Source organism: Nocardia sp. NPDC005745, assembly GCF_040630775.1.
In the GTDB taxonomy this organism is placed as follows: domain Bacteria; phylum Actinomycetota; class Actinomycetes; order Mycobacteriales; family Mycobacteriaceae; genus Nocardia.
In genome coordinates this window covers 103,493-127,652 of record NZ_JBEXYF010000009.1, presented here as the reverse complement: position 1 = coordinate 127,652, position 24,160 = coordinate 103,493, and the positions used below count along the sequence as shown (strand labels likewise).

27 protein-coding genes are annotated in these 24,160 nt (G+C 68.3%); 16 read left to right on the top strand and 11 right to left on the bottom strand.

Annotation, left to right across the window (positions count from 1 at the left end; all coding sequences use genetic code 11):
- The first annotated feature begins 3 nt into the window (after window positions 1-3).
- Window positions 4-501 carry a carbonic anhydrase gene (locus ABZ420_RS12350; RefSeq protein WP_357120819.1) on the top strand — a complete coding sequence of 166 codons (498 nt, stop codon included), beginning with the start codon at window positions 4-6 and terminating at the stop codon, window positions 499-501.
- Between the two features lie 25 nt (window positions 502-526).
- Here ABZ420_RS12350 and ABZ420_RS12345 read toward each other — a convergent pair whose 3' ends face one another.
- A complete protein-coding gene (locus ABZ420_RS12345) occupies window positions 527-841 on the bottom strand; it encodes a DUF6191 domain-containing protein (RefSeq protein WP_357120817.1) in 315 nt (104 codons plus the stop codon).
- Window positions 842-1,267: 426 nt separating this feature from the next.
- Between ABZ420_RS12345 and ABZ420_RS12340 the strand changes: the two genes are divergently transcribed.
- The gene (locus ABZ420_RS12340) at window positions 1,268-1,705 is read left to right on the top strand and encodes a 2-keto-3-deoxygluconate kinase (protein ID WP_357120814.1); all 438 of its coding nucleotides are present in this window, start codon (window positions 1,268-1,270) and stop codon (window positions 1,703-1,705) included.
- A gap of 177 nt (window positions 1,706-1,882) precedes the next feature.
- Here the strand turns inward: ABZ420_RS12340 and trxA are convergent, their stop codons facing one another.
- Window positions 1,883-2,254, bottom strand: coding sequence for a thioredoxin (trxA, locus tag ABZ420_RS12335; RefSeq protein WP_357120813.1), 372 nt, complete (start codon window positions 2,252-2,254; stop codon window positions 1,883-1,885).
- A gap of 47 nt (window positions 2,255-2,301) precedes the next feature.
- Window positions 2,302-2,832 (bottom strand): 2'-5' RNA ligase family protein, encoded by a 531-nt coding sequence (locus tag ABZ420_RS12330; protein ID WP_357120810.1) that lies wholly within the window; start codon window positions 2,830-2,832, stop codon window positions 2,302-2,304.
- Between the two features lie 78 nt (window positions 2,833-2,910).
- Here ABZ420_RS12330 and ABZ420_RS12325 point away from each other — a divergent pair, with 78 nt between their 5' ends.
- The 4 genes from ABZ420_RS12325 (at window position 2,911) to ABZ420_RS12310 (ending at window position 6,909) form a co-directional block, all read left to right on the top strand.
- On the top strand, window positions 2,911-4,005 hold the full coding sequence (locus ABZ420_RS12325; protein WP_357120807.1) for an isocitrate/isopropylmalate family dehydrogenase: 1,095 nt from the start codon (window positions 2,911-2,913) through the stop codon (window positions 4,003-4,005).
- Window positions 4,006-4,252: 247 nt separating this feature from the next.
- Complete coding sequence (locus tag ABZ420_RS12320) at window positions 4,253-5,161, top strand: ABC transporter substrate-binding protein (RefSeq protein WP_357120804.1); 909 nt, start codon at window positions 4,253-4,255, stop codon at window positions 5,159-5,161.
- 3 nt (window positions 5,162-5,164) lie between these two features.
- On the top strand, window positions 5,165-6,124 hold the full coding sequence (locus ABZ420_RS12315) for an amino acid ABC transporter permease (protein ID WP_357120801.1): 960 nt from the start codon (window positions 5,165-5,167) through the stop codon (window positions 6,122-6,124).
- A gap of 32 nt (window positions 6,125-6,156) precedes the next feature.
- Window positions 6,157-6,909, top strand: coding sequence for an amino acid ABC transporter ATP-binding protein (locus tag ABZ420_RS12310; protein WP_357121064.1), 753 nt, complete (start codon window positions 6,157-6,159; stop codon window positions 6,907-6,909).
- A 6-nt stretch (window positions 6,910-6,915) separates the two neighbouring features.
- Here the strand turns inward: ABZ420_RS12310 and ABZ420_RS12305 are convergent, their stop codons facing one another.
- Window positions 6,916-7,815, bottom strand: coding sequence for a LysR family transcriptional regulator (locus tag ABZ420_RS12305; RefSeq protein ID WP_357120798.1), 900 nt, complete (start codon window positions 7,813-7,815; stop codon window positions 6,916-6,918).
- 71 nt (window positions 7,816-7,886) lie between these two features.
- Between ABZ420_RS12305 and ABZ420_RS12300 the strand changes: the two genes are divergently transcribed.
- The 4 genes from ABZ420_RS12300 to ABZ420_RS12285 all read left to right on the top strand — a co-directional run bounded on the left by ABZ420_RS12300 (window position 7,887) and on the right by ABZ420_RS12285 (window position 10,781).
- The gene (locus ABZ420_RS12300) at window positions 7,887-9,221 is read left to right on the top strand and encodes an FAD-binding oxidoreductase (protein ID WP_357120795.1); all 1,335 of its coding nucleotides are present in this window, start codon (window positions 7,887-7,889) and stop codon (window positions 9,219-9,221) included.
- Window positions 9,222-9,299: 78 nt separating this feature from the next.
- Window positions 9,300-10,184: an SPFH domain-containing protein gene (locus tag ABZ420_RS12295; protein WP_357120792.1), complete on the top strand. Its 885-nt coding sequence runs from the start codon at window positions 9,300-9,302 to the stop codon at window positions 10,182-10,184.
- Window positions 10,185-10,196: 12 nt separating this feature from the next.
- A complete protein-coding gene (locus ABZ420_RS12290; protein ID WP_168434213.1) occupies window positions 10,197-10,355 on the top strand; it encodes a hypothetical protein in 159 nt (52 codons plus the stop codon).
- Window positions 10,356-10,472: 117 nt separating this feature from the next.
- Complete coding sequence (locus ABZ420_RS12285; protein WP_357120789.1) at window positions 10,473-10,781, top strand: hypothetical protein; 309 nt, start codon at window positions 10,473-10,475, stop codon at window positions 10,779-10,781.
- Here the strand turns inward: ABZ420_RS12285 and ABZ420_RS12280 are convergent.
- Entirely contained in the window at window positions 10,759-11,610 is an 852-nt protein-coding gene (locus ABZ420_RS12280; protein ID WP_357120786.1) for a class I SAM-dependent methyltransferase, read from the bottom strand. The genes ABZ420_RS12285 and ABZ420_RS12280 overlap by 23 nt on opposite strands.
- A 240-nt stretch (window positions 11,611-11,850) precedes the next feature.
- On the opposite strand from ABZ420_RS12280, the gene rpsA reads away from it, so the two are divergent.
- A complete protein-coding gene (rpsA, locus tag ABZ420_RS12275) occupies window positions 11,851-13,317 on the top strand; it encodes a 30S ribosomal protein S1 (protein ID WP_357120784.1) in 1,467 nt (488 codons plus the stop codon).
- Window positions 13,318-13,387: 70 nt separating this feature from the next.
- Here the strand turns inward: rpsA and ABZ420_RS12270 are convergent, their stop codons facing one another.
- Window positions 13,388-13,927 (bottom strand): hypothetical protein, encoded by a 540-nt coding sequence (locus ABZ420_RS12270; protein WP_357120781.1) that lies wholly within the window; start codon window positions 13,925-13,927, stop codon window positions 13,388-13,390.
- Window positions 13,928-14,038: 111 nt separating this feature from the next.
- Entirely contained in the window at window positions 14,039-14,716 is a 678-nt protein-coding gene (locus ABZ420_RS12265; protein ID WP_357120778.1) for an NAD(P)H-binding protein, read from the bottom strand.
- Between the two features lie 85 nt (window positions 14,717-14,801).
- Between ABZ420_RS12265 and ABZ420_RS12260 the strand changes: the two genes are divergently transcribed.
- On the top strand, window positions 14,802-15,503 hold the full coding sequence (locus ABZ420_RS12260) for a TetR/AcrR family transcriptional regulator (RefSeq protein ID WP_357120775.1): 702 nt from the start codon (window positions 14,802-14,804) through the stop codon (window positions 15,501-15,503).
- A gap of 65 nt (window positions 15,504-15,568) precedes the next feature.
- Here ABZ420_RS12260 and ABZ420_RS12255 read toward each other — a convergent pair whose 3' ends face one another.
- Window positions 15,569-16,165 (bottom strand): TetR family transcriptional regulator, encoded by a 597-nt coding sequence (locus ABZ420_RS12255; protein ID WP_357120772.1) that lies wholly within the window; start codon window positions 16,163-16,165, stop codon window positions 15,569-15,571.
- 91 nt (window positions 16,166-16,256) lie between these two features.
- Between ABZ420_RS12255 and ABZ420_RS12250 the strand changes: the two genes are divergently transcribed.
- Window positions 16,257-16,589: a hypothetical protein gene (locus ABZ420_RS12250; protein WP_357120769.1), complete on the top strand. Its 333-nt coding sequence runs from the start codon at window positions 16,257-16,259 to the stop codon at window positions 16,587-16,589.
- A 105-nt stretch (window positions 16,590-16,694) separates the two neighbouring features.
- Here ABZ420_RS12250 and ABZ420_RS12245 read toward each other — a convergent pair whose 3' ends face one another.
- Window positions 16,695-17,762 (bottom strand): MFS transporter, encoded by a 1,068-nt coding sequence (locus tag ABZ420_RS12245; protein WP_357120766.1) that lies wholly within the window; start codon window positions 17,760-17,762, stop codon window positions 16,695-16,697.
- Window positions 17,763-17,786: 24 nt separating this feature from the next.
- Here ABZ420_RS12245 and ABZ420_RS12240 point away from each other — a divergent pair, with 24 nt between their 5' ends.
- Window positions 17,787-17,927 (top strand): hypothetical protein, encoded by a 141-nt coding sequence (locus tag ABZ420_RS12240; protein ID WP_357120763.1) that lies wholly within the window; start codon window positions 17,787-17,789, stop codon window positions 17,925-17,927.
- A gap of 1,029 nt (window positions 17,928-18,956) precedes the next feature.
- Window positions 18,957-20,168, top strand: a complete 1,212-nt coding sequence (gene coaE / locus ABZ420_RS12235) for a dephospho-CoA kinase (protein ID WP_357120760.1) — start codon at window positions 18,957-18,959, stop codon at window positions 20,166-20,168.
- 43 nt (window positions 20,169-20,211) lie between these two features.
- Here the strand turns inward: coaE and ABZ420_RS12230 are convergent, their stop codons facing one another.
- Both ABZ420_RS12230 and ABZ420_RS12225 read right to left on the bottom strand, forming a co-directional pair.
- Window positions 20,212-20,733 carry a DUF402 domain-containing protein gene (locus ABZ420_RS12230; protein WP_357120757.1) on the bottom strand — a complete coding sequence of 174 codons (522 nt, stop codon included), beginning with the start codon at window positions 20,731-20,733 and terminating at the stop codon, window positions 20,212-20,214.
- Window positions 20,734-20,789: 56 nt separating this feature from the next.
- Window positions 20,790-21,440, bottom strand: coding sequence for a DUF402 domain-containing protein (locus tag ABZ420_RS12225; protein ID WP_357120754.1), 651 nt, complete (start codon window positions 21,438-21,440; stop codon window positions 20,790-20,792).
- Between the two features lie 497 nt (window positions 21,441-21,937).
- On the opposite strand from ABZ420_RS12225, the gene uvrB reads away from it, so the two are divergent.
- A complete protein-coding gene (uvrB, locus tag ABZ420_RS12220; RefSeq protein WP_357120751.1) occupies window positions 21,938-24,127 on the top strand; it encodes an excinuclease ABC subunit UvrB in 2,190 nt (729 codons plus the stop codon).
- The last annotated feature ends 33 nt before the right edge of the window (window positions 24,128-24,160 follow it).

The following is a 24,160-nucleotide window of genomic DNA, read 5'->3' as shown; positions in this document are numbered from 1 at the left end:
CCCATGACTGTCACCGATGAGTACCTGGAGAACAACGCGGCCTACGCGAGCACCTTCCGAGGCCCGCTGCCGCTACCGCCCTCGAAGGGCGTGGCCGTGGTCGCGTGCATGGACGCGCGACTGAACGTCTACGGCGCGCTCGGCCTCGCCGAGGGCGAGGCGCATGTCATCCGCAACGCGGGCGGCGTGATCACCTCCGACGAGATCCGCTCGCTGGCGATCAGCCAGCGACTGCTCGGGACCAGGGAGATCATCCTGATCCACCACACCGATTGCGGCATGCTCACCTTTACCGACGACGACTTCAAGGCGAGCATCCAGGAGGAGACCGGCATCAAGCCGGAGTGGTCGGCGGAGTCGTTCTCCGATCTGGAAACCGATGTGCGCCAATCGATCGCGCGCATCGTCGCCAGCCCGTTCGTGCCGCACAAGGACTCGATCCGCGGTTTCGTGTTCGACGTGGCCACCGGCAAACTGAACGAGGTTCTCCGTCGTCAGTAAGGCGAATCTCCCACTCCGGCGTGTTTCACGAGAGCCGGTGCGGAACGAGGCGCGCCGAACCCGCTGTGAGGTCCACGTCGTCGCGCGGCGGCGCGCCGTCGGAGGGGTCCTCCCGGTGCATCAGCGTCGTCAGGCGCTGCTCGAACTCGTGGTGTTTGCCGCCCTGGAAGACTGCCGTGACCTCCTCGAAGCCCGCGGCCGCCACGGGGCGGCCGGACCGCGTGCGAGTCCAGGGCAGTGCTCGGCTGCCGGTGAGCCTGTTCCAGGTCACTTCGGCGAAGGCCAGGAGGATGAGCAGCACCGCCAGACCCGGAATGGTCATGGCCACGAGGAGACCCATGTCACCGACGCTACCCTCGTACCGGCCGCAACGTCCTGAACTGCACGGATGGTACTCGTCAGTAGACAAATCGGGCATCGGATGTGGTTGCTATTGCGCCGCGATGTCCCTATTCTCGATGCCGTGCCGAATCCCGCCGACCGCCGCAGTGCAGCGCTCACCGTCGCAGACCGCGACAGCGCTCTGCTTTCGGCGTCGCTCATCGGGTCCTCCATGGCTGCGCAGGCTACCGCCTCCGAGTCCGAGGTTCGCGCCGAGCTACTTCCGCTCACCGCGACGGTGGCGCCGCGTCCCCGAGTTCTCGTAGTAGCCCGCCGTAGCGGGGTCTGATCCGGGCCGGCCCCCTCGCTGCGGGCTTTTCCACTTGTTAGTGCTGGTCCCCTCTGTCAACTGAGCCACGACATTCTTCGGGAAGACCTACTTTCAATGACCATCCTGACTCTTGATACAGACCTGTTCCACGCCGCCGCTCCCAAGGCCCTACGTGCCGAAGCGGCCGGGCTGACCTCGGCGGAGTTCCACAGCCACTACTGTGCGCACGGCGGTCCGATCCGCCTCGGCGAATGGTCGCCCGCGGGCGCCAGGACCGCGGAGTTCACCGCCACGCTGGAGTTCGCAGGCCATCTGCGGACCGTCATCGCCACCGGCAGCCCCGTCGCGGCGATGACCTCGGCCCTCTACGAAGAGGGCTATCCCGTGGAGATCCTGCAATTCCACCAGCGGCGCACCGCGGAGGGCACCGCCACGTTCGTGCAGTGCGAATGCAACGGCAGGCGCGGCTGGGGCGCGGCGATCGCGGACGACGGCGCCGAGTCGACGGTCCGCGCCATGATCGCGGGCGTCAACCTGCTCGGCGTGTCCTGAGATCCGGCGTCCGACCGCCGGGCGGCAGCACGTCGCCCCGCGGCCGGACGCTGACCGGCGCCGGACGTGGAGCGGGCCCGGATACGGACTGCCGCTTTCGCGTGTCCGTCTCCGGGCCTGAATGAATACCGTTGCGGTGCAAGGTCTGTCGTACCGCAAGGTCCACCGTGGGTCTGCTTACTCGGCGGCCTGCTGCTGCTCGGCGATCTGCTTGCGCACCTCGTCCATGTCCAGCGCCTTGACCTGGGTCACCAGATCCTCGAGCGCCGCGGGCGGCAGTGCGCCGGGCTGCGCGAACACCAGCACGCCCTCCCGGAAGGCCATGATCGTCGGGATGGAGCGGATGTTCGCGGCCGCCGCGAGGCCCTGCTCGGATTCGGTGTCGACCTTGCCGTGCACCACATCGGGGTGCTTGGTGGAGGATGCCTCGAAAGTCGGTGCGAAACTCTTGCACGGACCGCACCAATCGGCCCAGAAATCGACGAGTACCACGTCGTTTCCGGTGACTACCTCGTCGAAGTTCTGCTGGGTCAGCGTCTGGGTGGCCATGACGTCCTCTCGTTTCGGTGTGCCTGCTACAACGCGGGCTGTTCCGGTTATCTTCCACGGCGGATCCGGCCGACCGGCCACTCGCGCCGCTGATCTCCGTCCCATCGACGGATACCCAGCACGGTCGCCGGAAAATCCCGGTCCCTGGCGACGGCGTGGATCGCCTCGCCGAGTTGGTGCGGCGGCACCCGCCTGGCCAGGGTGATGTGCGGGGTCCACGCGTCCGGTCGCACGTTGGCAGGCACGCCGGGGCACGGGGAGATCGTGTGGAAGATCCGGCGGTGCAGGGTGAGCAGCGCCTCGGTCGGAACCACCAGCCGCACCAGGATGCAACGGCGCGCACCGAAGACCACCACGCCGCCGAGCCGGACCGGGATCGGCGCGAAGGTCTGCTCGTCGAGCGCCTGCTCGATGCGCGGCCAGATCTGCTTCGCCACCGCGGCGGTGATGTGCGGACGATTGGACTCGTCGGTGCGCGCGGCGAGGCTCCGCACACCGGCCTCCGCGAGCAGTTGCCACTGCCTGCGGATCTCGGCGTCGGCGGCCTCGTCGAGGAGTAGTTCGACCGACTGCACCATGGTCCCCGAAGGTAACCGCAATCGGCGTGTCCGCGGGCCGCTTCGGGCGGCCGGGCGCGTCGGCGGGAGGATGTTGCGGTGAACGACGCGAACCAACCCCGCCGGAACCGGGCGCTGCGGCTCGGCCTGATCGATGGCGACGGTATCGGCCCCGAGGTGGTGCGAGCGGCCGGGCAGGTGGTCGACGAGGCGCTGGCCGCCGCGGGAGCGCCGCCGGTCGAATGGGTGCCGCTGCTCATGGGGCACCGCGCCATCGCCGAGTTCGGCACCCCGCTGCCCGAGCAGACGCTCGAGGAGCTGGCCGGGGTGGACGCGTGGATTCTCGGTCCGCACGACAACGCGTCCTATCCGGCCGAACATCGCGTCGCGCCCGGCGGCCTGATCCGCAAGCATTTCGGCCTCTACGCCAACATCCGTCCCGCGCGGGCCTTCGCCGGTGTGCACGCCGCGGCGCCGGACATCGACCTGGTGATCGTCCGGGAGAACAGTGAAGGGTTCTACGCCGACCGCAACATGTTCGCCGGGTCGGGGGAGTTCCGGCCGACGCCGGACGTCGCGATGTCGGTGGAGCTGGTGACCCGTGCGGCCTGCGAGCGGATCGCGCACGAGGCGTTCCGGCTGGCCGCGACACGGCGCAAGCGGGTGACCATCGTGCACAAGGCCAATGTCCTGCCGTTGACGATGGGGCTGTTCCGCGACGTCTGCCACGAGGTCGGCCGGGCGTACCCGGGGATCGAGGTGGACGACGAACACGTCGACGCGGCGGCCGCGCACCTGGTCCGAGCCGCCGCCGACTACGACGTACTGGTCACCGAGAACCTGTTCGGTGACATCCTGTCCGACCTGGCCGGGGAATTGAGCGGATCGCTCGGGCTGGCCGCGTCGCTGAACTGTTCGGCCACCACGGCGATGGCCCAGGCGGTGCACGGCGCCGCGCCGTCGCTGGCCGGGCACAACCGGGCGAACCCGGCGGCGCTGCAGTTGTCGTCGGCGATGCTGTTGCGCTGGCTGGCGACCCGGGACGCCGAGGTGACCTTGGCGCGGGCGGGTGAGCGCATCGAGCGGGCCGTGGCCGCGACCTTCGAGGCGGGCATCGCCACCGCCGACCTCGGGGGGCTCGCCTCCACCAGTGAGTTCACCGAGCAGGTGTGCGCCAGGGTGCACCGCCGGTAGCCGGGGACGGTCATTCGTACGCCGTCGGTGTCCTTTCGCCCGGAGCGCCGCTCGGCCCGTGCCCGGTCCTGAATTCGCAGGTCAGCGACCGGGAGGGTAGGGTATCCCGCCGGTGAACCGGCATCGGACGGCGCGCCCGGTCGTGTTGCTGTTGCATTACTGTCCAGCGCGGAGCGCCCTGGTCGCTTAGATTGCCAAACGGGTGGTGACGCCCGGGTTTCGTGGAGCCGAAATGTGGAGGGCTGTTGTGTCTGATCGTTCGTTTCTCGGCAGGCGCGCCCTGCGAGCCACCGTGGGTGCGCTCGCCGCGGGTGCGTTGGTGCTGACGGGCTGTACCACGAACACCGAGGACACCGGACCTTCGGCGGCCAAGGTGCAGGTGGACAAAGTCGACGAGATCGCCGCGCAACTCCCCGACAAGATCAAGCAGTCCGGCAAGCTCGCCGTCGGCGTGAACATCCCTTACCAGCCGAACGAGTACAAGGACGCGAGCGGCCGAATCGTCGGCTTCGACGTGGACCTGATGGACGCCGTGGCCTCCGTGCTCGGGGTCAAGGCGGAATACGTCGAGTCGGCTTTCGAGAAGATCATCCCCTCGATCCAGGCCGGAACCTACGACGTGGGCATGTCGTCGATCACCGACTCCAAGGAACGCGAGCAGCAGGTCGACTTCACCACCTACTTCAACGCGGGCGTCCAGTGGGCCCAGCAGAAGGGCAAGCCGGTCGACCCGGAGAACGCCTGCGGAAAGAAGGTCGCCGTGCAGGCCACCACGGTGGAGCACACCGACGAGGTGCCCGCCAAGAGCGCCAAGTGCGTCGCCGAGGGCAAACCCGCCATCGACATCAAGCCGTTCGACGAGCAGAGCGCCGCGACCAACGCGCTGGTGCTCGGCCAGGTCGACGCCATGTCGGCCGACTCTCCGGTGACGGCGTACGCGATCAAGCAGAGCGACGGCAAGATCGAGAACGCGGGTCCGGTGTTCGACTCCGCGCCCTACGGCTGGGCGGTGCCCAAGGGCGCGCCGCTGGCCGCCGTGTTGCAGAAGGCGGTTCAGCACCTGATCGACACCGGCAAGTACCTCGAGATCACGAAGAACTGGGGCGTCCAGGAAGGCGCCATCACCAAGTCCGTCGTCAACGGCGCTGTGAGCTGATCGATGGCGGACGACGACACTCGGCCGGCGCCCGGCGATCCCGGGCCCGGCGGAGCGGATCAGGCGCGGGACCCGGAGCCGATCAAAGCGGTTCCGCTGCGCAGGCCGGGGCGCTGGATAGCGGCGGCGGTCATCCTCGTCTCGGTGGGGCTGTTCGTCTACGGCGCCGCGACGAACCCGGCCTATCGCTGGGATACCTACGGGAAATACCTGTTCGACACCCGGATCACCGCGGGCGCCATCGTGACGCTGGAACTGACCGTGTGCGCGATGGCGATCGCGGTCGCGCTCGGGACGACACTCGCCGTCATGCGGCTGTCACCGAATCCGGTGTTGCGGAGCACGGCGTGGGTGTATCTCTGGATCTTCCGCGGCACCCCGGTGTTCGTGCAGCTGGTGTTCTGGGGGTTGGTCCCCTCGCTGTACCGGCAGATCCACCTGGGCGTTCCGTTCGGGCCGCAGTTCTTCGAGTTCGACGTGCAGCACCTGCAGGCCGCGTTCGCCTTCGCGGTGCTCGGCCTCGGTCTCAACGAAGCCGCCTACATGGCCGAAATCGTCCGGGCCGGAATCAATTCCGTCGGTGAGGGGCAGCGGGAGGCGTCGTTCGCGCTCGGCATGTCCTGGAGCCAGACCATGCGCCGCACGGTGCTGCCGCAGGCCATGCGCGTGATCATCCCGCCGACCGGCAACGAGCTCATCGGCATGCTGAAGACCACCTCGCTGGTCACCGGCATCCCGCTGAGCACCGATCTGTTCGGCCGGGCGCGCGACATCTACGGCGTGAACTTCCAGCCCATCCCGCTGCTGCTGGTCGCCGCCACCTGGTACTTGGCCGTCACGAGTGTGCTCATGGTCGGGCAGTACTACTTGGAGCGCTACTACTCGCGCGGCGTCTCCCGCAGGCTGACCGGCAAGCAGCTGCAGGAACTCGCCGACGCTCAGCAGGTGGAGAAGGCGAAATGAGCGTGAATGTCGAGAAGACCACCGCTGCTCCGATGATCGTCGCGGACCGGGTCTGCAAGAACTTCGGCGCGCTACAGGTACTCAAGGGCGTTTCCCTCGAGGTGGGCCGCGGCGAGGTGATGTGCCTGATCGGTCCGTCCGGCTCGGGCAAGTCCACCTTCCTGCGCTGCATCAATCACCTGGAACAGGTGAACGCGGGCCGGCTCTACGTCGACGGCGAGATCGTGGGCTACCGGGAGAAGAACGGCAGGCTCTACGAGATGCACCCGCGCGACGCGGCCAAGCAGCGCCGCGAGATCGGCATGGTGTTCCAGCACTTCAACCTGTTCCCGCACCGGACCGCGCTCGAGAACGTCATCGAGGCGCCCACCCAGGTGAAGAAGCTGCGCAAGGCGGACGCGGTGACCAGGGCGAGGGAGTTGCTGGACCGGGTCGGCCTGGCGGACAAGGCGAACGCCTACCCGGCGCAGCTGTCCGGCGGTCAGCAGCAGCGCGTGGCGATCGCCCGGGCGCTGGCCATGGACCCCAAGCTCATGCTGTTCGACGAGCCGACCTCCGCGCTGGATCCGGAGCTGGTCGGGGAGGTCCTCACGGTCATGCGGGAACTCGCTCGCTCGGGCATGACGATGGTCGTGGTGACCCACGAGATGGGCTTCGCGCGGGAGGTCGCCGATCAGCTGGTCTTCATGGACGGCGGGGTGGTCGTGGAGGCGGGAGCGCCTCGGGACCTGCTGGCCGATCCGCGGCACGAGCGCACCAAGGCGTTCCTTTCGCGCCTGCTCTGAGCCGACTCACGCGTCGGCGCGCAGGGCGATGCGCAGCTGCCCGAGCAGGACTTTGGCGGCCGGGCTCGCGGGACGGTCGGTGCGCCAGGCCAGCGCCAGGCGCCCGCGCAGTTCCGGCTCGACGATGCGGACGGTCCGCACCCCGAAAGCCGCGGCCTCCTCGGTGGTGAGTTCGGGTACGACGGCGACGCCGAGACCGCGTGCGGCGAGGCGCAGCAGCAGGGCGGGCGCCGCCGCCTCGTAGGCGATGCCGGGCTCGAATCCGGCCGCCGCGCAGGCTCGCTCGAAGACGCCGCGAATGCCGGTGCCCGGCGTGAGGCAGATCAGCGGGCGATCCCGCAGCGCGGTGAGCGCGACCTCGTCGCCGTAGCCGGGATCCGCCGCGGCCACCGCGGCCACCACCGCCGTGTCCAGCACCACTTCGATGCCGATGGCCGGATCGAGTTCCGCGCCGGTCATCCCGACCAGGGCCATATCCAGCTCACCGCGGCCGAGGGCGGCGAGCATCCGCTCGGAGGTGTCCTCGGTCAGGCTGATACCGATCTGCGGATGGTCGTGGTGGAAATCGGCGAGCACGGCGGCGACGTCGAATTCCTCGACCGCCGCCCCGGAGATCAGCCCGACCCGGACCTGACCGCGCAGCAAGCCGGTGAACTCGTCCACCGTGTGGGTGATCCGCTCGGCGGCGGCCAGCGCCGCCCGCGCGTGCGGGAGGACGGCGGCGCCGACCTCGGTCAGGGTGATCGTACGGCCGCCACGGTCCAGCAGTGGTCGGCCGAGTTCGCGCTCCAATTGCCGGATCTGCGCGCTGAGCCCCGGCTGGGCCAAGTGCAGCCGAGCCGCCGCGCGAGTGAAGCTCGCCTCCTGGGCGACCGTGACGAAGTAGCGCAGCTGCCGCAATTCCATAAGCAACCATTATAGGAACAAGAAGAACTATCTGTTTTACTTCTTTAAGCTCGTGCAGCAGGGTCGAAGTCATGGGAAACAACATCTTCACCGGCCCGGTCTTCCGTCCGGGCGACGAGGGCTATGAGGCGGAGATCGCCGGGTTCCAGACCGCTTACACGCACCGGCCCGGGTTGATCGTCGGCGCCGTCCACGCCGAGGACGTGCGCGCCGCCGTGGAGTACGCCGCGCGCCGCGAGCTGCCGATCGCCGTGCAGGCCACCGGCCACGGCCTGTCCGTCGCCACGGACGGCGGCGTGCTGATCAGCACGCGGCGGATGACCGGCATCCGGATCGATCCGGCCCGCCGGACCGCGCAGGTCGGCGCCGGGGTGCGCACGGGCGCGCTGGTCGAGGCCGCGGCCGAGCACGGGCTCGCGCCGTTGAACGGTTCGTCGCCGTCGGTAGGTGTGGTGGGCTACCTGCTCGGCGGGGGAGTCGGGCTGCTCGCGCGGCAGTTCGGGTACGCCGCCGAGCGCGTGCGGACGATCGAGCTGGTGACCGCCGACGGCCGGGTCCGCACGCTGACACCGGACGACGAGCTGTTCGGCGCCGTCCTCGGCAGCGGAGGCAACTTCGGCGTGGTGACGGCGCTGGAGGTCGAACTGGTCCCGGTCACGACGGTGTTCGGCGGACAGCTCGTGTTCGACACGCCGCTGGTCGAGCGGGCGCTGGAGGCGTGGCGGCGCTGGACCGCGACCGTGCCGGAAGAACTGACCTCGACGGTGAGCATGCTCGCCTTCCCGGACATCCCGCAGGTACCCGCACCGATGCGCGGGCGGTACGTCGCCTCGATCCGCATCGCGTACAGCGGTCTCGCCGAGGAAGGCGAACGTCTGGTCGCACCGCTGCGGGCGGTCGGGGAACGACTGAAGGACGACCTGCGCGCGATGCCGTACACCGAGTCGCACACCATTCACAGCGACCCCGACCATCCGCATGCCTACGCCGCCACCAACGCACTGCTCGGCGAGTTCACCGAGAAGACGGCCGCGGCGTTGCTCGAGGTCGCGGGGCCGGAGTCCGGCGCCGGAGCGGTTGTCGACGTCCGTCACCTCGGTGGCGCGCTGGCTCGTGCGAGCGACGCCGGAATCGCGGTGGACCATCGCGAAGCCGCCTACATCGTGCGGATCATCACCGGTCCGGAGGGCGCCGCGGCCCGAGCCGGCATCCGTGCCGCGCTGACGCCGTGGACGCTGGGCCACAGCCTCAATTTCCTCTACGGCGGGGGCGCCGAGGCGGACGAGGCGCAGACCCGCGCGGGTTATCGGCCGGAGACCTACGCACGGCTGGCCGCGCTCAAGGCCCGGCACGATCCGCGCAACCTGTTCCGCTTCAACCGCAACATCCGGCCGCACGCCGGGTGATCTCCCGCCGCCGCGCCTGGTGTGGCGCGGCGGCTTCATGCTATCTTCGTGATATCACTTTGATATTCGGAGGATGTCATGCAGTTTCGATCCGCGTTCCACGTCAACGGTTTCCTGGTGCTGCTGGGGTGGTTCGTGCTCACCCTCTTGTTCGGCGGCGCTGCGGTGTTCGGCTTCGTCGTGGGCGCCCAGCACGACAACGCCGTCGCCGTGGTCGGCGCGGTGGCGGCGATCGTCGTGGTCGTCGGCTTGCTGCTGGCGGCGACCGGCTTGACCGTGGTGAACCCGAACGAGGCCAAGGTGGTGCAATTCTTCGGCCGCTACATCGGCTCGGTGAGCGAGCCGGGCTTCTTCTCGGTGCTCCCGCTGACCGATCGCAAGAGCATCTCGCTGCGCGTGCGGAACTTCGAGACCCAGAAACTCAAGGTCAACGACGCCGACGGCAACCCGGTGGAGATCGCTGCGGTGGTCGTCTACCGGGTGGTGGACAGCTTCAAGGCCGCCTTCGCCGTCGACGACTACGAGGAGTACGTCGAGACCCAGTCCGAGGCCGCCGTCCGGCACCTCGCCACGACGCATCCCTACGACGCGCACGAAGCGGACCGCACCAGCCTGCGCGACGGCGCCGAAGTGGCCGAGGAGCTGACCGTCGAACTGCGTGACCGCACCGAGATGGCGGGTATCGAAGTCCTGGAGGCGCGGATCACCCACCTCGCGTACGCGCCCGAGATCGCCCAGGCCATGCTGGTCCGCCAGCAGGCCGCCCAGGTGGTCGCCGCGCGGACCCGGATCGTCGAGGGCGCCGTCGGCATGGTCGGCTTGGCGCTGGAGCGGCTCGCCCAGCAGGGCGTGGTGGAACTGGACGAGGAGCGGAAGGCGGCGATGGTGTCGAATCTGCTCGTCGTGCTGTGCGGTGATCGCGCCACCCAGCCCGTCGTCAACGCCGGTTCGCTGTACTCGTGAGGCGGGCGGCCCATGGCTGAGCGCAAGAAGCTGCTGCTACGCCTGGACCCGGCCGTCCACGACGCCATCGCGAAGTGGGCGGCCGACGACCTGCGCAGTATCAACGCCCAGATCGAGTACGCGCTGCGTCTGGCGCTGGAGCAGGCCGGGCGCAAACCGAAGTCGCAGTGACACGACCTCGAGACCGAGCAGAGATGGTGCCCCGGCCCGAGGGCGCGAAGACTGGCTAGGTGTCAGCGACTGTCCGGCTGTCCGCACCGAAAGGGGCGATCACCGAAAGGGGCAATGATGACCACGATTGTGCACATCGACGACACCGTGCGCGACTTCGACTCGTGGAAGCCGGCGTTCGACGGTCTCGAGCGATACTTCGTGCAGGCGGGAGCCCGCAACTGCCGAGTGGCCCGATTCGCGCACAACCCGAACCGGGTGCTCGTCGAACTCGACTTCGACACCGTGGCGGAGGCCGAAGCCTTCCGGGACGGCTTGCGCAAGCTCATCGACCTGCCGGCGACGCAGATGCTGCTGGTCAGCCATGAGGTCTCCCTCCTCGAGCTGGTCGACGATCGTCGCCTCACCGTCCGGGCTTCCTCGTGACGAAGATCGCCGTGCCGGGGAACAGCTCGCCGCGCAGCGGGCTCCACTGTCCCCATTCCCGGTCGAGCCATTCCGGCCATTCCGGCTCGACGATGTCCTCCACCACCAGTCCCGCCGCGACGATCTCCCGGACCCGGTCGCCGATCGTCCGGTGGTGCTCGACGTAGGTGGGCACGTCGTCGCCGTCGACCTCCACGTACGGAGTGCGGTCGAAGTACGGGATGGTGGCGGTCAGGCCCGCCGGACCGGGATCGTCCGGGAAGATCCAGCGCATCGGGTGGTTCACCGAGAAGACCCAGCGCCCGCCCGGCCGCAGCACCCGCCCGACCTCCCGCATCACCAGCGCGGAGTCGGCGACGAACGGCACGGCGCCGAACGCCGAGCAGGCCAGATCGAACGACGCGTCCGCGAACGGAAGAGCCTCGGCGTCCGCCTGCACCAACGGCACCCGAGGGCCGCCGCGCTCCATCACCGCCAGGCCCCGCTCGAGCATGCCGCGCGACAGGTCGAGTCCGACCGGCCGCGCGCCCTGCCCGGCCAGCCAGCGAGCGCACGGGGCCGAGCCGCAGCCGATCTCCAGCACCAGTTTGCCGGTGACGTCGCCGAGGAATCGCATATCGCCCTCGTGCAGGCCCTCCGGGCACCACACGAACTCGCCGCCGGGGGAGTCCACGCCGAGGAACTCCGCGTGCGTCTCGTGGTATTGGGCGGCGTCGGCGTCCCACCACCGCCGGCTGGCCAGCTTGCTGGCCGCCGATCCGATCCGGGTCCGCGCGATGCCCGTCGTTCCGAGCAGTGCGTTTGCTTGCGCATGGCGATCTTCCGACACGCCGATCAGACTATCGGCGTGGCGACCCGACGGTTTGCTCGCCCGGACCGAGGTCGCGTACGCTGAACGCGCGAGTGTCTTCCGTACAACCGTACCGAAGTTCAACCCGTGCTGAGTTTCACGCGCGTCGCGTGCGGTACGTTCCTAAGTGTCCGTCTTCACACCTCGCGGTGAGATCGCAGCGTACCGAAAGTTCCAATGTCCGCAACCGACCACAATCCGTCCGGAGCAAACCGACATATGCCCACCACCGTCACCTCGCCGCAGGTAGCCGTCAACGACATCGGCTCCGCCGAGGATTTCCTCGCCGCCATCGACGCCACGATCAAGTACTTCAACGACGGCGACATCGTCGAAGGAACCATCGTCAAGGTCGATCGCGACGAGGTCCTGCTCGACATCGGTTACAAGACCGAAGGCGTCATCCCCTCTCGCGAACTCTCCATCAAGCACGATGTCGACCCCAATGAGGTCGTTTCCGTGGGTGATGAGGTCGAGGCCCTTGTTCTCACGAAGGAGGACAAGGAAGGCCGCCTGATCCTGTCGAAGAAGCGGGCGCAGTACGAGCGTGCGTGGGGCACCATCGAGGAGCTCAAGGAGAAGGACGAGGCCGTCAAGGGCACCGTCATCGAGGTCGTCAAGGGCGGCCTGATCCTCGACATCGGCCTGCGCGGCTTCCTGCCCGCGTCGCTGGTCGAGATGCGCCGGGTCCGCGATCTCCAGCCGTACGTCGGCAAGGAGATCGAGGCCAAGATCATCGAGCTGGACAAGAACCGCAACAACGTGGTGCTGTCCCGCCGCGCCTGGCTGGAGCAGACCCAGTCCGAGGTCCGCAGCGAGTTCCTGCACCAGCTGCAGAAGGGCCAGGTCCGCAAGGGTGTGGTCTCCTCGATCGTCAACTTCGGCGCCTTCGTCGACCTGGGCGGCGTGGACGGTCTGGTGCACGTCTCCGAGCTGTCCTGGAAGCACATCGACCACCCGTCCGAGGTCGTCGAGGTCGGCAACGAGGTCACCGTCGAGGTGCTCGACGTCGATCTGGACCGCGAGCGGGTCTCGCTGTCGCTCAAGGCGACCCAGGAAGACCCGTGGCGTCAGTTCGCCCGCACCCACGCGATCGGCCAGATCGTGCCGGGCAAGGTCACCAAGCTCGTTCCGTTCGGCGCGTTCGTCCGCGTCGAGGAGGGCATCGAGGGCCTGGTGCACATCTCCGAGCTGGCCGAGCGCCACGTCGAGGTGCCGGACCAGGTCGTGGCCGTCGGCGACGACGCGATGGTCAAGGTCATCGACATCGACCTGGAGCGTCGCCGGATCTCGCTGAGCCTCAAGCAGGCCAACGAGGACTACCACGCCGAGTTCGACCCGTCGAAGTACGGCATGGCCGACAGCTACGACGAGCAGGGCAACTACATCTTCCCCGAGGGCTTCGATCCCGACACCAACGAGTGGCTCGAGGGCTTCGACAAGCAGCGCGAAGAGTGGGAAGGCCGCTACGCCGAGGCGGAGCGTCGCCACAAGATGCACACCGCGCAGATGGAGAAGATGGCGGCCGACGCCGCGGCCGAGGCCGCGAACGGCAGCGGCGCGTCGAACTACTCCTCCGAGAGCGGTTCGCAGTCCTCCGAGCGCCAGGCCGAGTCCGCCGGCGGTTCGCTGGCGAGCGACGCCCAGCTGGCGGCTCTGCGTGAGAAGCTGTCCGGCAACGCCTGATAGGCAATAGTCCGAACGACTGTGCCCCAACCGGAATCCGGTTGGGGCACAGTCGTTTCCGCTGCGGCCTTCAGACGTTCTCGCGGCGCGAGGGTTTCGTGGTGCCGCGATTGACTTGTGGCGCGTGGGCGGGCCGCCGCGCCGCCTCATGTGGCGCGACCATCTGCGCAGTGGTGAGCGCGACGACCTGAATCTGCTCCAGCCGCAAACCGAGCGAGGCCAGCCGGGCGATGACGCCCAGCCGATGCTCCGGCAATCCGGGGCGGATCACCAGCGGATCCCGCTCCGGACGGAGCAACACGTAGGCCCGGCGTTCGGCGTCGAATCGCACGGGTACGCCGTCGCGGATGGCTCGGTAGGCATCCAGATCCAGCGTGCTGTGCCGGATCGGGTCGATCATCAGCGACTCGACGAATTGATCCGCCTGCCGTAGGAACGGCTCTTGGTCCGACGGGTCCAAGTGCTCGATCCGCTGGGCCACGCGCCACCGATAATCCTCCGCGGCGTGGCGCAGCAGAGACCGGTGCCGCTCGATCTCCGCCGCGAAGGCCACGAGTTCCTCGTGGTCCACGGCGCGTGGGTCGGGCGTCGAAGCTTGGACGTCGGGCATGGGGGCCCCTATCTCTCGGGTTGCGGATTACATTGCGTGGCAACCAGATCGACGTCCGACATGTTTATTGTGCCGCAGGGGTCCGACAGAAACGGCGTACGGTCCGTCCGCTCAGTAGCCGACGGTGAAGCGGCGCTGCACGAAACGCGGCAGCTCGGCTTCATCGAGGATCGCGACGGCCACGTCTTCCGCGGAGATGTCCGGGCCTCCGGCCAAGAGCTGATCGCCGCCGATCCGGAAGCGGCCGGTGCGTTCGCCGGGATTGATCCGCCCCGAGGAGGGGCTCAGGTAGGTCCAATTGCGGTTGGACAGCCGGTAGATGTTCAACGCGTCGCGTAGCGCGCGTACCACCTGGGCGTACTCCGCGGGCACATCGAGGACTTCGGTGAGGGTGCGAGTGAATTGCGCGCCGGTGTCCAGCAATTGCGTGCCCGGCGAGACCTCCAAGCTGCCCGCCCCGCCCACGGTGATCAGCCGGACGCGCGGCTGCCGGTCCAGCGCGGCGACCATCGCCCGCGCGCCCACCACGAAGTTGTCGGCCGAGGCAATGGTGTCGGCGATGCCGCGCCCGGTGTTCACCGCGCTCACGACTACGTCGAGACCGGCGATGGCGTCCGCGATGCTGCCCGCGTCCAGCCAATCGGCCACCGCCCACGTCTCCTCCCCGCGCCGGGCCGGGAAGCGTGCCGCGTCGCGCGTGAAGGCGGTGACCCGATGCCCCCGCCGCACCGCTTCGGTGACGACGCGGGAACCGATGACGCCGGTTGCCCCGAAAACCCCGATATCCATGAGCACTCCTCAACATTGTTCATTTACTACACGCCGTTCAGTTTGGATACGGCAGATAGTAGTCGAACACTGTAGGGTGTCAACCGTGGCCGAGATCGTGAGAAGTCGCCGGGAGCGCCTGCGCGCCCAGACGCTGGAGGACATCGAGACGATCGCCATGCGGCTGCTCGCCGAGGGCGGGCCGGACGCGATCTCGTTGCGCGCCATCGCCCGTGAGATGGGCATGACGGCGGGTGCGATCTACGGCTACTTCGCCACCCGCGACGACCTGATCTCCGCTCTCATCTCGAACGTGTACACCGCCCTGGTCGACCGGCTCGAAGCGGCGCGCGATGCCGTGGCGGTGGAGGATCCGGCCGGTCGCATCATGGCTTGGGCAGAGGCTGTGCGCGCGTGGGCGGTGCAGCGGCCCGCCGAATTCCGGCTCATCTACGGGGATCCGGTCGCCGGTTATCGGCCGCCGCCGGGCGGGCCCGCCGCCGCGGCGGAATTGCGGGCCTGCACCGGCCTGGTCGGTCTCGCGGCCGCCGCGTGGCCCCACGCCGCGGCGACACAGGCGGCCGACGATTGCGCGTGGTCGGACTTCGACCCGGATCTGGTCGCGCATGTTCGCTCCGGCTTTCCGGAGTTGCCTCCCGATGCACTTGCCCTCGCGCTGCGTATGTGGGGCCGGATGCACGGACCGATCGCGCTCGAGGTGTACGGCCATCTGCGTCCGCAATCCCAGGACCCGGCAAAGCTTTTCCGCGCCGAAATGCGCGACCTGGTCCGCTCGCTCGGGCTTTAGGTGAACCCGAGGGTGCATGCGGGTCCGCGGAGCCTCCGTAGCGGCTCCCCGCGAGGGCCGGTGACCTAGCGGACCTGCGGTGCCGTCGCGAGCGACTCCGGCTCGGTGGGGCCATGTGCGATGTCGTGAAAAGCGTTCCGCAGCAAAGCGATGATCCGTTGCGGCGGCGCGTCGCGCAGCCCGTCGAGTTCGAGCAGGTGGCGGCCGATCACCACACCGATGGTCAGGGCTCCGAGCAACCCGGCGCGCAGGTCCGCCTCGTCGTCGGCGAGCTCTCCCGCCGCTTCGCGCTGGCGCGCGGTCATGGCCGCGCGCACCTCGTCGGCGGCCTCCGGGACGGTGAGCATCGAGCGGATCGCCGCCAGGGTGTTGACCGGCCGGTCGGCCAGTTTGATGGCGAGCGCGTCGAGCAGGAGCTCGGCCACCTGCTCCGGCGTGCCGGTTATCGGGTGGTCGTCGGCGAATACCGCGACGCGGGCGAACAGATTCTCCTTGGACCCGAAATAGCGCATCACCAGGCTGGGATCGGTGTCCGCCTCCGTCGCGACGGCCCGGATGGTCGTCCGGTCGTATCCGGTCTCCGCGAACAACCTGCCCGCCGCCGCCAGGATCCGGTTCTCGGTATTCCGGCGTTGCTGAGCGCGCGTGGGGGTCGAATCCATGAATTCAGTCTACGTCTGTTGACTCAATAGTCGCGCGGCGGTAGGTTTCGGTCTACAACTGTTGACTGAACTGGAAAGTGAGGTGGTTCCGATGTGGTCCACCGTCGCCCTGTCGCTGGTCGCCGGGATCCTCGGGGTGAACGCCGTTCCGCACTTCGTGAAAGGCATGATGGGGGAGGAGTTCCCGAACGTGACGGGTAACGCGCCGGTCCGCAACGCCGTGGCCGGGTTCCTCGGACTGCTGCTGACGGCGATGATCGCGTCCTGGGCCCACCTGCCGAGTCATCCCTGGGCAGGCGCTGCTGGGATCGGCCTGGGCGGCCTGAGCATGGCGATCTTCCACGGCCTGGGCGGGGCCTACCGGCTCAACACCGCCCTGGGTCTGTCGAATCCTCCTCGTCAGCTGCACTCGACGGTAGCGTGATCCGAGATTCGCGCGGGGGCGGACCTTCGACGAGGCTTCCCGTGGATGCCTCGTCGTCGGTCTCTCCGCCCTCCGGCGAACATTCGGCGCCTCGAGGGCGCGGGGTCACCGAGTCGGCGCCGGTGCGGTACCGGCTCCGGCTGTGATGCCGACGCCGACGAGCAGCGCCGCCAGGGCGAGGATCGCCGAGCCGGCTTCGAACGCGAGCCGGAAACCCTGAGTGAGGGCGGCCTCCACGGGCTTCCCCGACGCCAGCGACGCGGTACTCCGGTGGATCGCGAGGGTGCTGAGCAACCCCAGTCCGAAAGCGCCGCCGAGTTGTTGGGTGGTGGTCACCAGTCCGGAGGCCAGACCGGTGATGTCCTCGTGGGTTTCGCCGACAGCGGCGATGGTGATCGATACGAACGCCAAACCCATGCCGAATCCGGCCACCAGCATGCCCGGAAGTAGCTCCAGATATCCATCGGTTGGTGACAGGCGCGACAGCGCGAGCATGCCGAGGCCGCAGGCGACCATGGCGGTGGTCAGTACCGTGCGCACGCCCAGGCGTGGGGTCAGAGTCGCCGAGGTCGCGAAGCCCGCGATCACCAACGCGCAGAACGGCAGCCATGCCGCGCCGGTGCGAGCCAGGGTGTAGTGCATGACCTGCTGCAGATGGAGGGTGAGGAAGAACAGCATCGACAGGATCGCCGAGCAGAACATGACATTGGCCGTATTGGCGACGGCGCGATCGCGATCCCGGAAGAACGACAGGGGTACCAGCGGTGATTCGTGGCGCCGTTCGCGCACGACGAACGCGATCAACAGCAGCAGGCCGGCACCCAGGCGCAACGCCGTAGTCGGCCAGGCGGTCCGGCCGCTGTCGATCAGCCCGAGGTCGAAGGCCGCGACAGCACCGGTGATCAGGGCCGCGCCGAGCCCGTCGACGCGTGGCCTGCTTACGGTCGTGCGTGCCTCCGAGGTGACCAGCCGGGGGATCGCGATCAGCGCGACCAGCGCGATCGGCACATTGATCAAGAAGCACCAGCGCCAGCTCGCGTACTGGGTGATGACGCCGGAGAGCACCACGCCGAGCGTGGCGGCCAGGCCGCCGAGGCCGGCCCAGATACCCAGCGCGCGACTGCGTGCTCGTGGATCGGTGAACAGCCCCGCGACGATACTGAGCGCCTTCACCCGTCCGATCGCCGTGCGCGCCTGTTGACGCTCACCGACCGTGGGGAGGAGCTCCGGAAAACGCTCGACCGGGAGGTGTTCGGCGACGTTCCCGCGTTGGCCGTGCTCGACGAGGCGGAGCGCAAGCAGCTGTACGGGCTGCTGCGGCGGGTGACGACCGGCTGAGCCGGTCGGTCTGGTCGCCGCCGAGCGGTCACCGGAGGAGAAGCGTCCCGGGCGTCCGGCCGCCGAGTGGTGCGGAAATGAGCTCGGATCGGTAGCTGTGTCCAGAAGTTTGCCGTCATCGGTGTATGCCGGGCTCCCCGACGGCTCAGCCGCCCGTGCTCGTATGCGGTATGCGAAACCTCGCACATCGAAATGGCGAACGGCGATGCCCACTGTTTCGCGGTCTTTCGCGCGGTGCCGCGATTAGCGAGAAAATCGTCCTGGGGGCGCGCGAACTATCTCGCCCGCGGCGATTGTCGTCCGAAATGGAATCGAGCGCCCGCGCCGTCCGGTCACCGTGGCGATACCCCGCGTGCTCGTCGCTCGGTCATGGGAATTCTTCGGTGAAATTTCGCCGGCCGACGAACGGTGATGTCGGACGGTGCTCTGCTTCATTCCCGACCGTGCTCCTGGCACGCAAAACAGTGGCCCAGCCTTGGCGAGAGGCTGGGCCACTTCGAACTCGGGTTCAGCTTGCGGTAGCAGGTACCCACCGGACCGCGGGTGCGGCCGGACGGTTCCGCATGGCGGCGAAACTGTGCCGCGCGGGACTGATGAACGCGGTGAACCAAGAGCGGCGGTGCTCGGCGAGCGCCGCCGCGACAGCAGGGATGTGAATGCAGTGCACTCGCCCCGCCATGCCCAGGCGGTGGCGACCCGTCTGGTTGATTCTGGTGCCCAATGGTGTTCCTTTGCTTCGCTGGTGTCGGCCTGGATCGCCACGGCGAAGATTAGCGGAACGAAACTGCGGGGCAGAGTATTTTGCCCGAGTAATTGCCTCGGCGTGTCGGAAAGTCGCCGGGGGCGAACCGTAAACATCCGGAATTGTTGCGAATCGGTCTCGGCGCAGTCACGGATCGGGCAAATGGCGCCACCGGTGGTGGAATGCGCGAGCCCATCGGGTAATCGGTCGGATCCTCCGTTCCCGCGGGTCGGAACCCGATCGGGGCGGCGGATGCCCGCGCGCGGGCCGGATGCGAGACTGGTCGAATGTTACGAATCGGCCTCACCGGAGGCATGGGCGCGGGGAAGTCGACGGTGGCTCGGGCACTCGCCGACCTGGGCGCGGTGGTCATCGACTCCGACCTGATCGCCCGGGAGGTGGTCGAACCGGGCACCGAGGGGCTGGCCGCTCTGGTCGAGGCGTTCGGCGGCGACATTCTCGCCGCGGACGGCAGCCTCGACCGGCCTGCACTGGCGGCCAAGGCCTTCGGTGACGACGCGGCGCGCGCGAAACTGAATTCGATCACCCACCCGCTCGTGGGAAAGCGCACCGCGGAATTGATCTCGGCCGCGCCCGCGGACGCCATTGTGGTGCAGGATATTCCGCTTCTGGTGGAAAACGGCCTCGCGCCGCTGATGAATCTCGTGCTCATCGTCGACGTCGACGTCGAAACGCGTATTCGCCGCCTGGTGGAATTCCGCGGCGTGGCCGAAGCCGATGCGCGGGCGCGTATCTCGGCGCAGGCCACCGATGAACAACGCCGAGCCGTTGCCGATGTGTTGCTGGACAACAGTGGCGCACCCGGTGTCGTCGAGGCCGAGGTGCGCAGGCTGTGGGCCGAGCGTTTGGTGCCGTTCGAGCGCAACCTGCGTGCCGGGACACCCGCCCGCCGCGACGGCATCCGGCTCGTGCCCGCCGATCCGGCCTGGCCCGCGCAGGCGCAGCGGCTGATCGCCCGGCTGTGGGTCGCCTGCGGCAGCGCCGCGTCGCGCATCGACCACGTCGGGTCCACCTCGGTACCGGGGTTGCCCGCCAAGGACGTGATCGATCTGCAGATCACGGTCGCCGATCTGGCCGCCGCCGACGGTTTGCGCGACGCCCTCGGCGCGGCCGGATTCCCGGTGCGGCCGGAGGTCACCCAGGACAATCCCAAGCCGACACCGCAGGACCCCGCGGGCGTCGATACCGCGCTGTGGACCAAACGTTTCCACCAGAACGCCGACCCGGGCCGGTTGGCCAACGTGCACGTGCGTGCCGAGGGCTCGCCCGGGCAGCAGTACGCGCTGCTGCTGCGGGATTGGCTACGCGCGGACGACGAGGCGCGCGCGGAGTACCTCGCCGTCAAGCGCGAGGGCGAAGCCGAGGCGGCGGGGCTGACGGGCGCGGAGGCGACCGCCGCCTACCTCGGCGTCAAGGAGCCGTGGTTCGACGCCGCCTATGCCAGGGCTCTTGCTTGGCGGGACACGTCGGCGTCCTAGGCCCCGACGAGCGAACCGGCGCGGGCAGCGTCCCGCAGGGGGCCTACAGCCAGGTCAAGGTGATGTCCATGGTCTCCAGCCAGCCCTCGAAGGTGTGGCCGTTGGCGGCGATGCCGTCGATGGCGGCGGTCGCGTGCTGTACGGCGGCCTCGGCGTCGGCGAGGGTGATCAGCCCCGCCGCGTGCGCGGCGATCAGCTCGTCGACGTCGAGCAGCTGGGTGTCGCGCGAGGAGCGCACGATGATGTCGAGATAGTGATCGACGGCCTTCCACTTCTTCGGGGCCACCGTCGTGAAATCACCGACGTCGAGGTAGTAGTCCTGGTCGCGCCGATGCGCCGGGAGGTAGTGGAAGACCGTCGCGCGCAGGTGCAGCTTCGGCAGCAGCCAGGACTCGATGTAGTGGAACTGCGGATGGTCCGACGTGCGCGCCATGTACAGGCCCCACGGCTCGACGCGGTACTTCTCGACCGGGCGCACGAAGCCTTTCGGATCCGTGTTCGTCAGATCCGCGATGTTGAAGTACTCGACCTTCGGGCGGTGCACGTCGACGATTGCCTGCGTCATGCATCAAGAATCTACCGTCGTTCTCGACCCGTCGAGTCGATGGAGTGATCGGCGGGCTACATCCAGGTGAGCGTGATGCCGCGGGTGGCCAGCCACTCCTCCACGCAGTGATCGTGCGCGGCCAGCCCGTCCAGCACCGCCGTGGCCCGGTCGAACGCTCGGTGCGCCTGCGCCGTGTCCACCAGCCCGGCGGCATGCGCGGCCAGCAGCTCGTCGACCCCGAGGAGTTCCGCGGTGTGGCGCGGGCGCACGGCGATGTCGAGGTAGTGATCGACGGCCTTCCAGCGCTTCGGGCCGACTCGGGTGAACTCCCCGATGTCGAGGCGGTAGACACGTTCGCGATGGTGTGCCGGGTTGGTCCGCGTCAGCGTGGCCCGCAACGAGAGTCCTGGCAGCAACCAGGATTCGAGGTAGTGCGAGTCCGGTCCGGCGACCGGACGCGCCATGTACAGGCCCCACGGCTCGACGTGGAAACGCTCGACCGGGCGGACGAAGCCCTTGGCGTCGGTATTGGTGAGTTCGGCCAGATTGAAGAATTCCACCCTGGGCCGGTGCGGCGCCGGGGCGGCCGCGGCGAGTGGCCCCGGTGGGGCGGCCGTGGCGGCGCCGCCGACGGAGGGAACCACCGCGCGGATGTCTCTGGCGACGTACCCGGCGAGGCCGGTCACGGCCGGCACGGCGACGAGCAATGGAATCAGACCGCTCATGGCTCTTCCTCACGTCCGAACAACCAGATCAGGTTACACCTGGCGCGGGGCCACCGCGCGGTTCGAGATAAGCTGTTCTCGAACACGAAACCTATTGCAGCAATGGACATTTCGGACATGTAACCGAATGCGCCGAGCGGGCTCCGCGCGGCTGTGAGGCCGTCGGCGCGCCGGCGGCAACGCGTTCGCATCCGGTAACCCCCTGCCACCGTGAGTGATCGGGAGTATGCCCGCAGCGTTTCGTCGAAAATGGTTGGTAGCACTCGAAATCGGTGTACCCACGACGCGCCGTCGCGTATCGCTTTGTTTCGGGTGGCGCCAGGTTTTCCGGGTAGGCGCAGACTCGTCCCCGGTCCTCGCGTCCGGCGGCCGTAGATCGCCGTCCACTCCGAGTGTGACCGGCTTCACATGACGGGTTCGGTCCCGTGAAATCGCTGGAATCGGGCCCGCCCGCCACCCCGGGAAAGCTGTCGGTGGGTGGGCCTACGCTGGTGAGCATGGCATTCGCAACCGAGATTCCGGCGGAGGGCTTCGAGGACAGGGCGGCCGAGCAGCCGCTCGCGCACTCGGAGTTCCGCCCCGTCGGCGAGATCGAGCGCGTCGGCGGCCGGTTCGAGGTGGTTAGCGAGCACCAGCCTGCGGGAGACCAGCCCGCCGCGATCGCCGAATTGGAGCGCAGGATCAAAGCGGGGGAGCGCGACGTGGTGCTGCTCGGCGCCACCGGTACCGGAAAGTCGGCCACCACGGCCTGGCTGATCGAGCGGTTGCAGCGGCCTGCGCTGGTGATGGCGCCGAACAAGACGCTCGCCGCCCAGCTGGCCAACGAACTGCGCGAGATGCTCCCGCACAACGCCGTCGAGTACTTCGTCTCCTACTACGACTACTACCAACCCGAGGCGTACATCGCGCAGACCGACACCTACATCGAGAAGGACAGCTCGATCAACGACGATGTCGAGCGGCTGCGCCATTCGGCGACCTCCAGCCTGCTGTCCCGGCGCGATGTGGTGGTGGTCGCCTCGGTGTCGTGCATCTACGGCCTCGGCACGCCGCAGTCGTATCTCGATCGCTCGGTGCAACTGCAGGTCGGCTCCGAGATCGACCGGGACGCGCTGCTGCGGCTGCTGGTCGACGTGCAGTACACCCGCAACGACATGGCGTTCACCCGTGGCTCGTTCCGGGTGCGCGGCGACACCGTGGAGATCATCCCGTCCTACGAGGAGCTGGCCGTCCGCATCGAGTTCTTCGGTGACGAGATAGAAGCGCTGTACTACTTGCACCCGCTCACCGGTGACGTGGTCCGCCAGGTGGACATGCTGCGGATCTTCCCCGCCACCCACTACGTAGCCGGGCCGGATCGCATGGAGCGCGCGGTGCGCGATATCGAGGCCGAACTCGAGGATCGGCTCGCCGAGCTGGAACGCCAGGGTAAATTGCTCGAGGCGCAGCGGCTGCGCATGCGCACCCAGTACGACCTGGAGATGATCCGTCAGGTCGGGTTCTGCTCCGGCATCGAGAACTATTCGCGTCACATCGACGGCCGCCCTGCCGGTTCGGCGCCCGCGACGCTGCTGGACTACTTCCCGGAGGACTTCCTGCTCGTCATCGACGAGTCGCACAACACCGTTCCGCAGATCGGTGGTATGTACGAAGGCGACATGTCGCGCAAGCGCAATCTGGTGGAATACGGCTTCCGGCTGCCGTCCGCGGTGGACAACCGGCCGCTGACCTGGGAAGAATTCGCCGATCGGATCGGGCAGACGGTCTACCTGTCGGCCACCCCCGGCCCCTACGAGCTCGGTCAGACCGGCGGTGAGGTGGTCGAGCAGGTCATCCGGCCGACCGGCTTGGTCGACCCCAAGGTCGTGGTGAAGCCGACGAAGGGCCAGATCGACGATCTGATCCACGAGATCAGGCAACGCACCGAGCGCGACGAGCGCGTCCTGGTCACCACGCTCACGAAGAAGATGGCCGAGGATCTCACCGACTATCTGCTCGGGTTGGGGGTCCGGGTGCGCTACCTGCACTCCGAGATCGACACCTTGCGACGGGTCGAGCTGCTGCGGCAGCTGCGACTCGGCGAATACGACGTGCTCGTCGGCATCAACCTGCTGCGCGAGGGCCTGGACCTGCCCGAGGTGTCGCTGGTGGCGATTCTCGACGCCGACAAGGAAGGATTCCTGCGCAGCACCACCGCGCTGATCCAGACGATCGGTCGCGCGGCGCGCAACGTCTCCGGCGAAGTGCACATGTACGCGGACAAGATCACCGACTCCATGCAGTTCGCGATCGACGAGACCGAGCGCCGCCGCGCGAAGCAGGTCGCCTACAACGAGCAGATGGGCATCGATCCGCAGCCGCTGCGCAAGAAGATCGCCGACATCCTCGACCAGGTGTACCGGGAGGCCGACGAGACCGAGGTGGAGGTCGGCGGCTCCGGCCGCAATGCCAGCCGCGGCAGGCGTGCGCAAGGCGAGCCCGGACGAGCGGTGAGCGCGGGTGTGTACGAGGGCCGCGACGTCAAGTCGATGCCGCGCGCCGAACTCGCCGATCTCGTCAAAGAACTGACGGCACAGATGATGAACGCCGCGCGAGAGTTGCAGTTCGAGCTCGCCGGACGTCTGCGCGACGAGATCGCGGACCTGAAGAAGGAACTGCGCGGCATGGACGCCGCCGGATTGAGTTGACCCGGATCGCAGCGGCGCTGCCTCCGCGGGCCG

What these genes read in the sequence shown, in the direction of transcription:
- ABZ420_RS12350 (WP_357120819.1), top strand. Translation starts at nt 4, where the DNA reads ATGACTGTCACCGATGAGTACCTGGAGAACAACGCGGCCTACGCGAGC.
- ABZ420_RS12345 (WP_357120817.1), bottom strand. Translation starts at nt 841, where the DNA reads ATGGGTCTCCTCGTGGCCATGACCATTCCGGGTCTGGCGGTGCTGCTC.
- ABZ420_RS12340 (WP_357120814.1), top strand. Translation starts at nt 1,268, where the DNA reads ATGACCATCCTGACTCTTGATACAGACCTGTTCCACGCCGCCGCTCCC.
- trxA (WP_357120813.1), bottom strand. Translation starts at nt 2,254, where the DNA reads ATGGCCACCCAGACGCTGACCCAGCAGAACTTCGACGAGGTAGTCACC.
- ABZ420_RS12330 (WP_357120810.1), bottom strand. Translation starts at nt 2,832, where the DNA reads ATGGTGCAGTCGGTCGAACTACTCCTCGACGAGGCCGCCGACGCCGAG.
- ABZ420_RS12315 (WP_357120801.1), top strand. Translation starts at nt 5,165, where the DNA reads ATGGCGGACGACGACACTCGGCCGGCGCCCGGCGATCCCGGGCCCGGC.
- ABZ420_RS12310 (WP_357121064.1), top strand. Translation starts at nt 6,157, where the DNA reads ATGATCGTCGCGGACCGGGTCTGCAAGAACTTCGGCGCGCTACAGGTA.
- ABZ420_RS12305 (WP_357120798.1), bottom strand. Translation starts at nt 7,815, where the DNA reads ATGGAATTGCGGCAGCTGCGCTACTTCGTCACGGTCGCCCAGGAGGCG.
- ABZ420_RS12300 (WP_357120795.1), top strand. Translation starts at nt 7,887, where the DNA reads ATGGGAAACAACATCTTCACCGGCCCGGTCTTCCGTCCGGGCGACGAG.
- ABZ420_RS12295 (WP_357120792.1), top strand. Translation starts at nt 9,300, where the DNA reads ATGCAGTTTCGATCCGCGTTCCACGTCAACGGTTTCCTGGTGCTGCTG.
- ABZ420_RS12290 (WP_168434213.1), top strand. Translation starts at nt 10,197, where the DNA reads ATGGCTGAGCGCAAGAAGCTGCTGCTACGCCTGGACCCGGCCGTCCAC.
- ABZ420_RS12285 (WP_357120789.1), top strand. Translation starts at nt 10,473, where the DNA reads ATGACCACGATTGTGCACATCGACGACACCGTGCGCGACTTCGACTCG.
- rpsA (WP_357120784.1), top strand. Translation starts at nt 11,851, where the DNA reads ATGCCCACCACCGTCACCTCGCCGCAGGTAGCCGTCAACGACATCGGC.
- ABZ420_RS12270 (WP_357120781.1), bottom strand. Translation starts at nt 13,927, where the DNA reads ATGCCCGACGTCCAAGCTTCGACGCCCGACCCACGCGCCGTGGACCAC.
- ABZ420_RS12265 (WP_357120778.1), bottom strand. Translation starts at nt 14,716, where the DNA reads ATGGATATCGGGGTTTTCGGGGCAACCGGCGTCATCGGTTCCCGCGTC.
- ABZ420_RS12255 (WP_357120772.1), bottom strand. Translation starts at nt 16,165, where the DNA reads ATGGATTCGACCCCCACGCGCGCTCAGCAACGCCGGAATACCGAGAAC.
- ABZ420_RS12250 (WP_357120769.1), top strand. Translation starts at nt 16,257, where the DNA reads ATGTGGTCCACCGTCGCCCTGTCGCTGGTCGCCGGGATCCTCGGGGTG.
- coaE (WP_357120760.1), top strand. Translation starts at nt 18,957, where the DNA reads ATGTTACGAATCGGCCTCACCGGAGGCATGGGCGCGGGGAAGTCGACG.
- ABZ420_RS12230 (WP_357120757.1), bottom strand. Translation starts at nt 20,733, where the DNA reads ATGACGCAGGCAATCGTCGACGTGCACCGCCCGAAGGTCGAGTACTTC.
- ABZ420_RS12225 (WP_357120754.1), bottom strand. Translation starts at nt 21,440, where the DNA reads ATGAGCGGTCTGATTCCATTGCTCGTCGCCGTGCCGGCCGTGACCGGC.
- uvrB (WP_357120751.1), top strand. Translation starts at nt 21,938, where the DNA reads ATGGCATTCGCAACCGAGATTCCGGCGGAGGGCTTCGAGGACAGGGCG.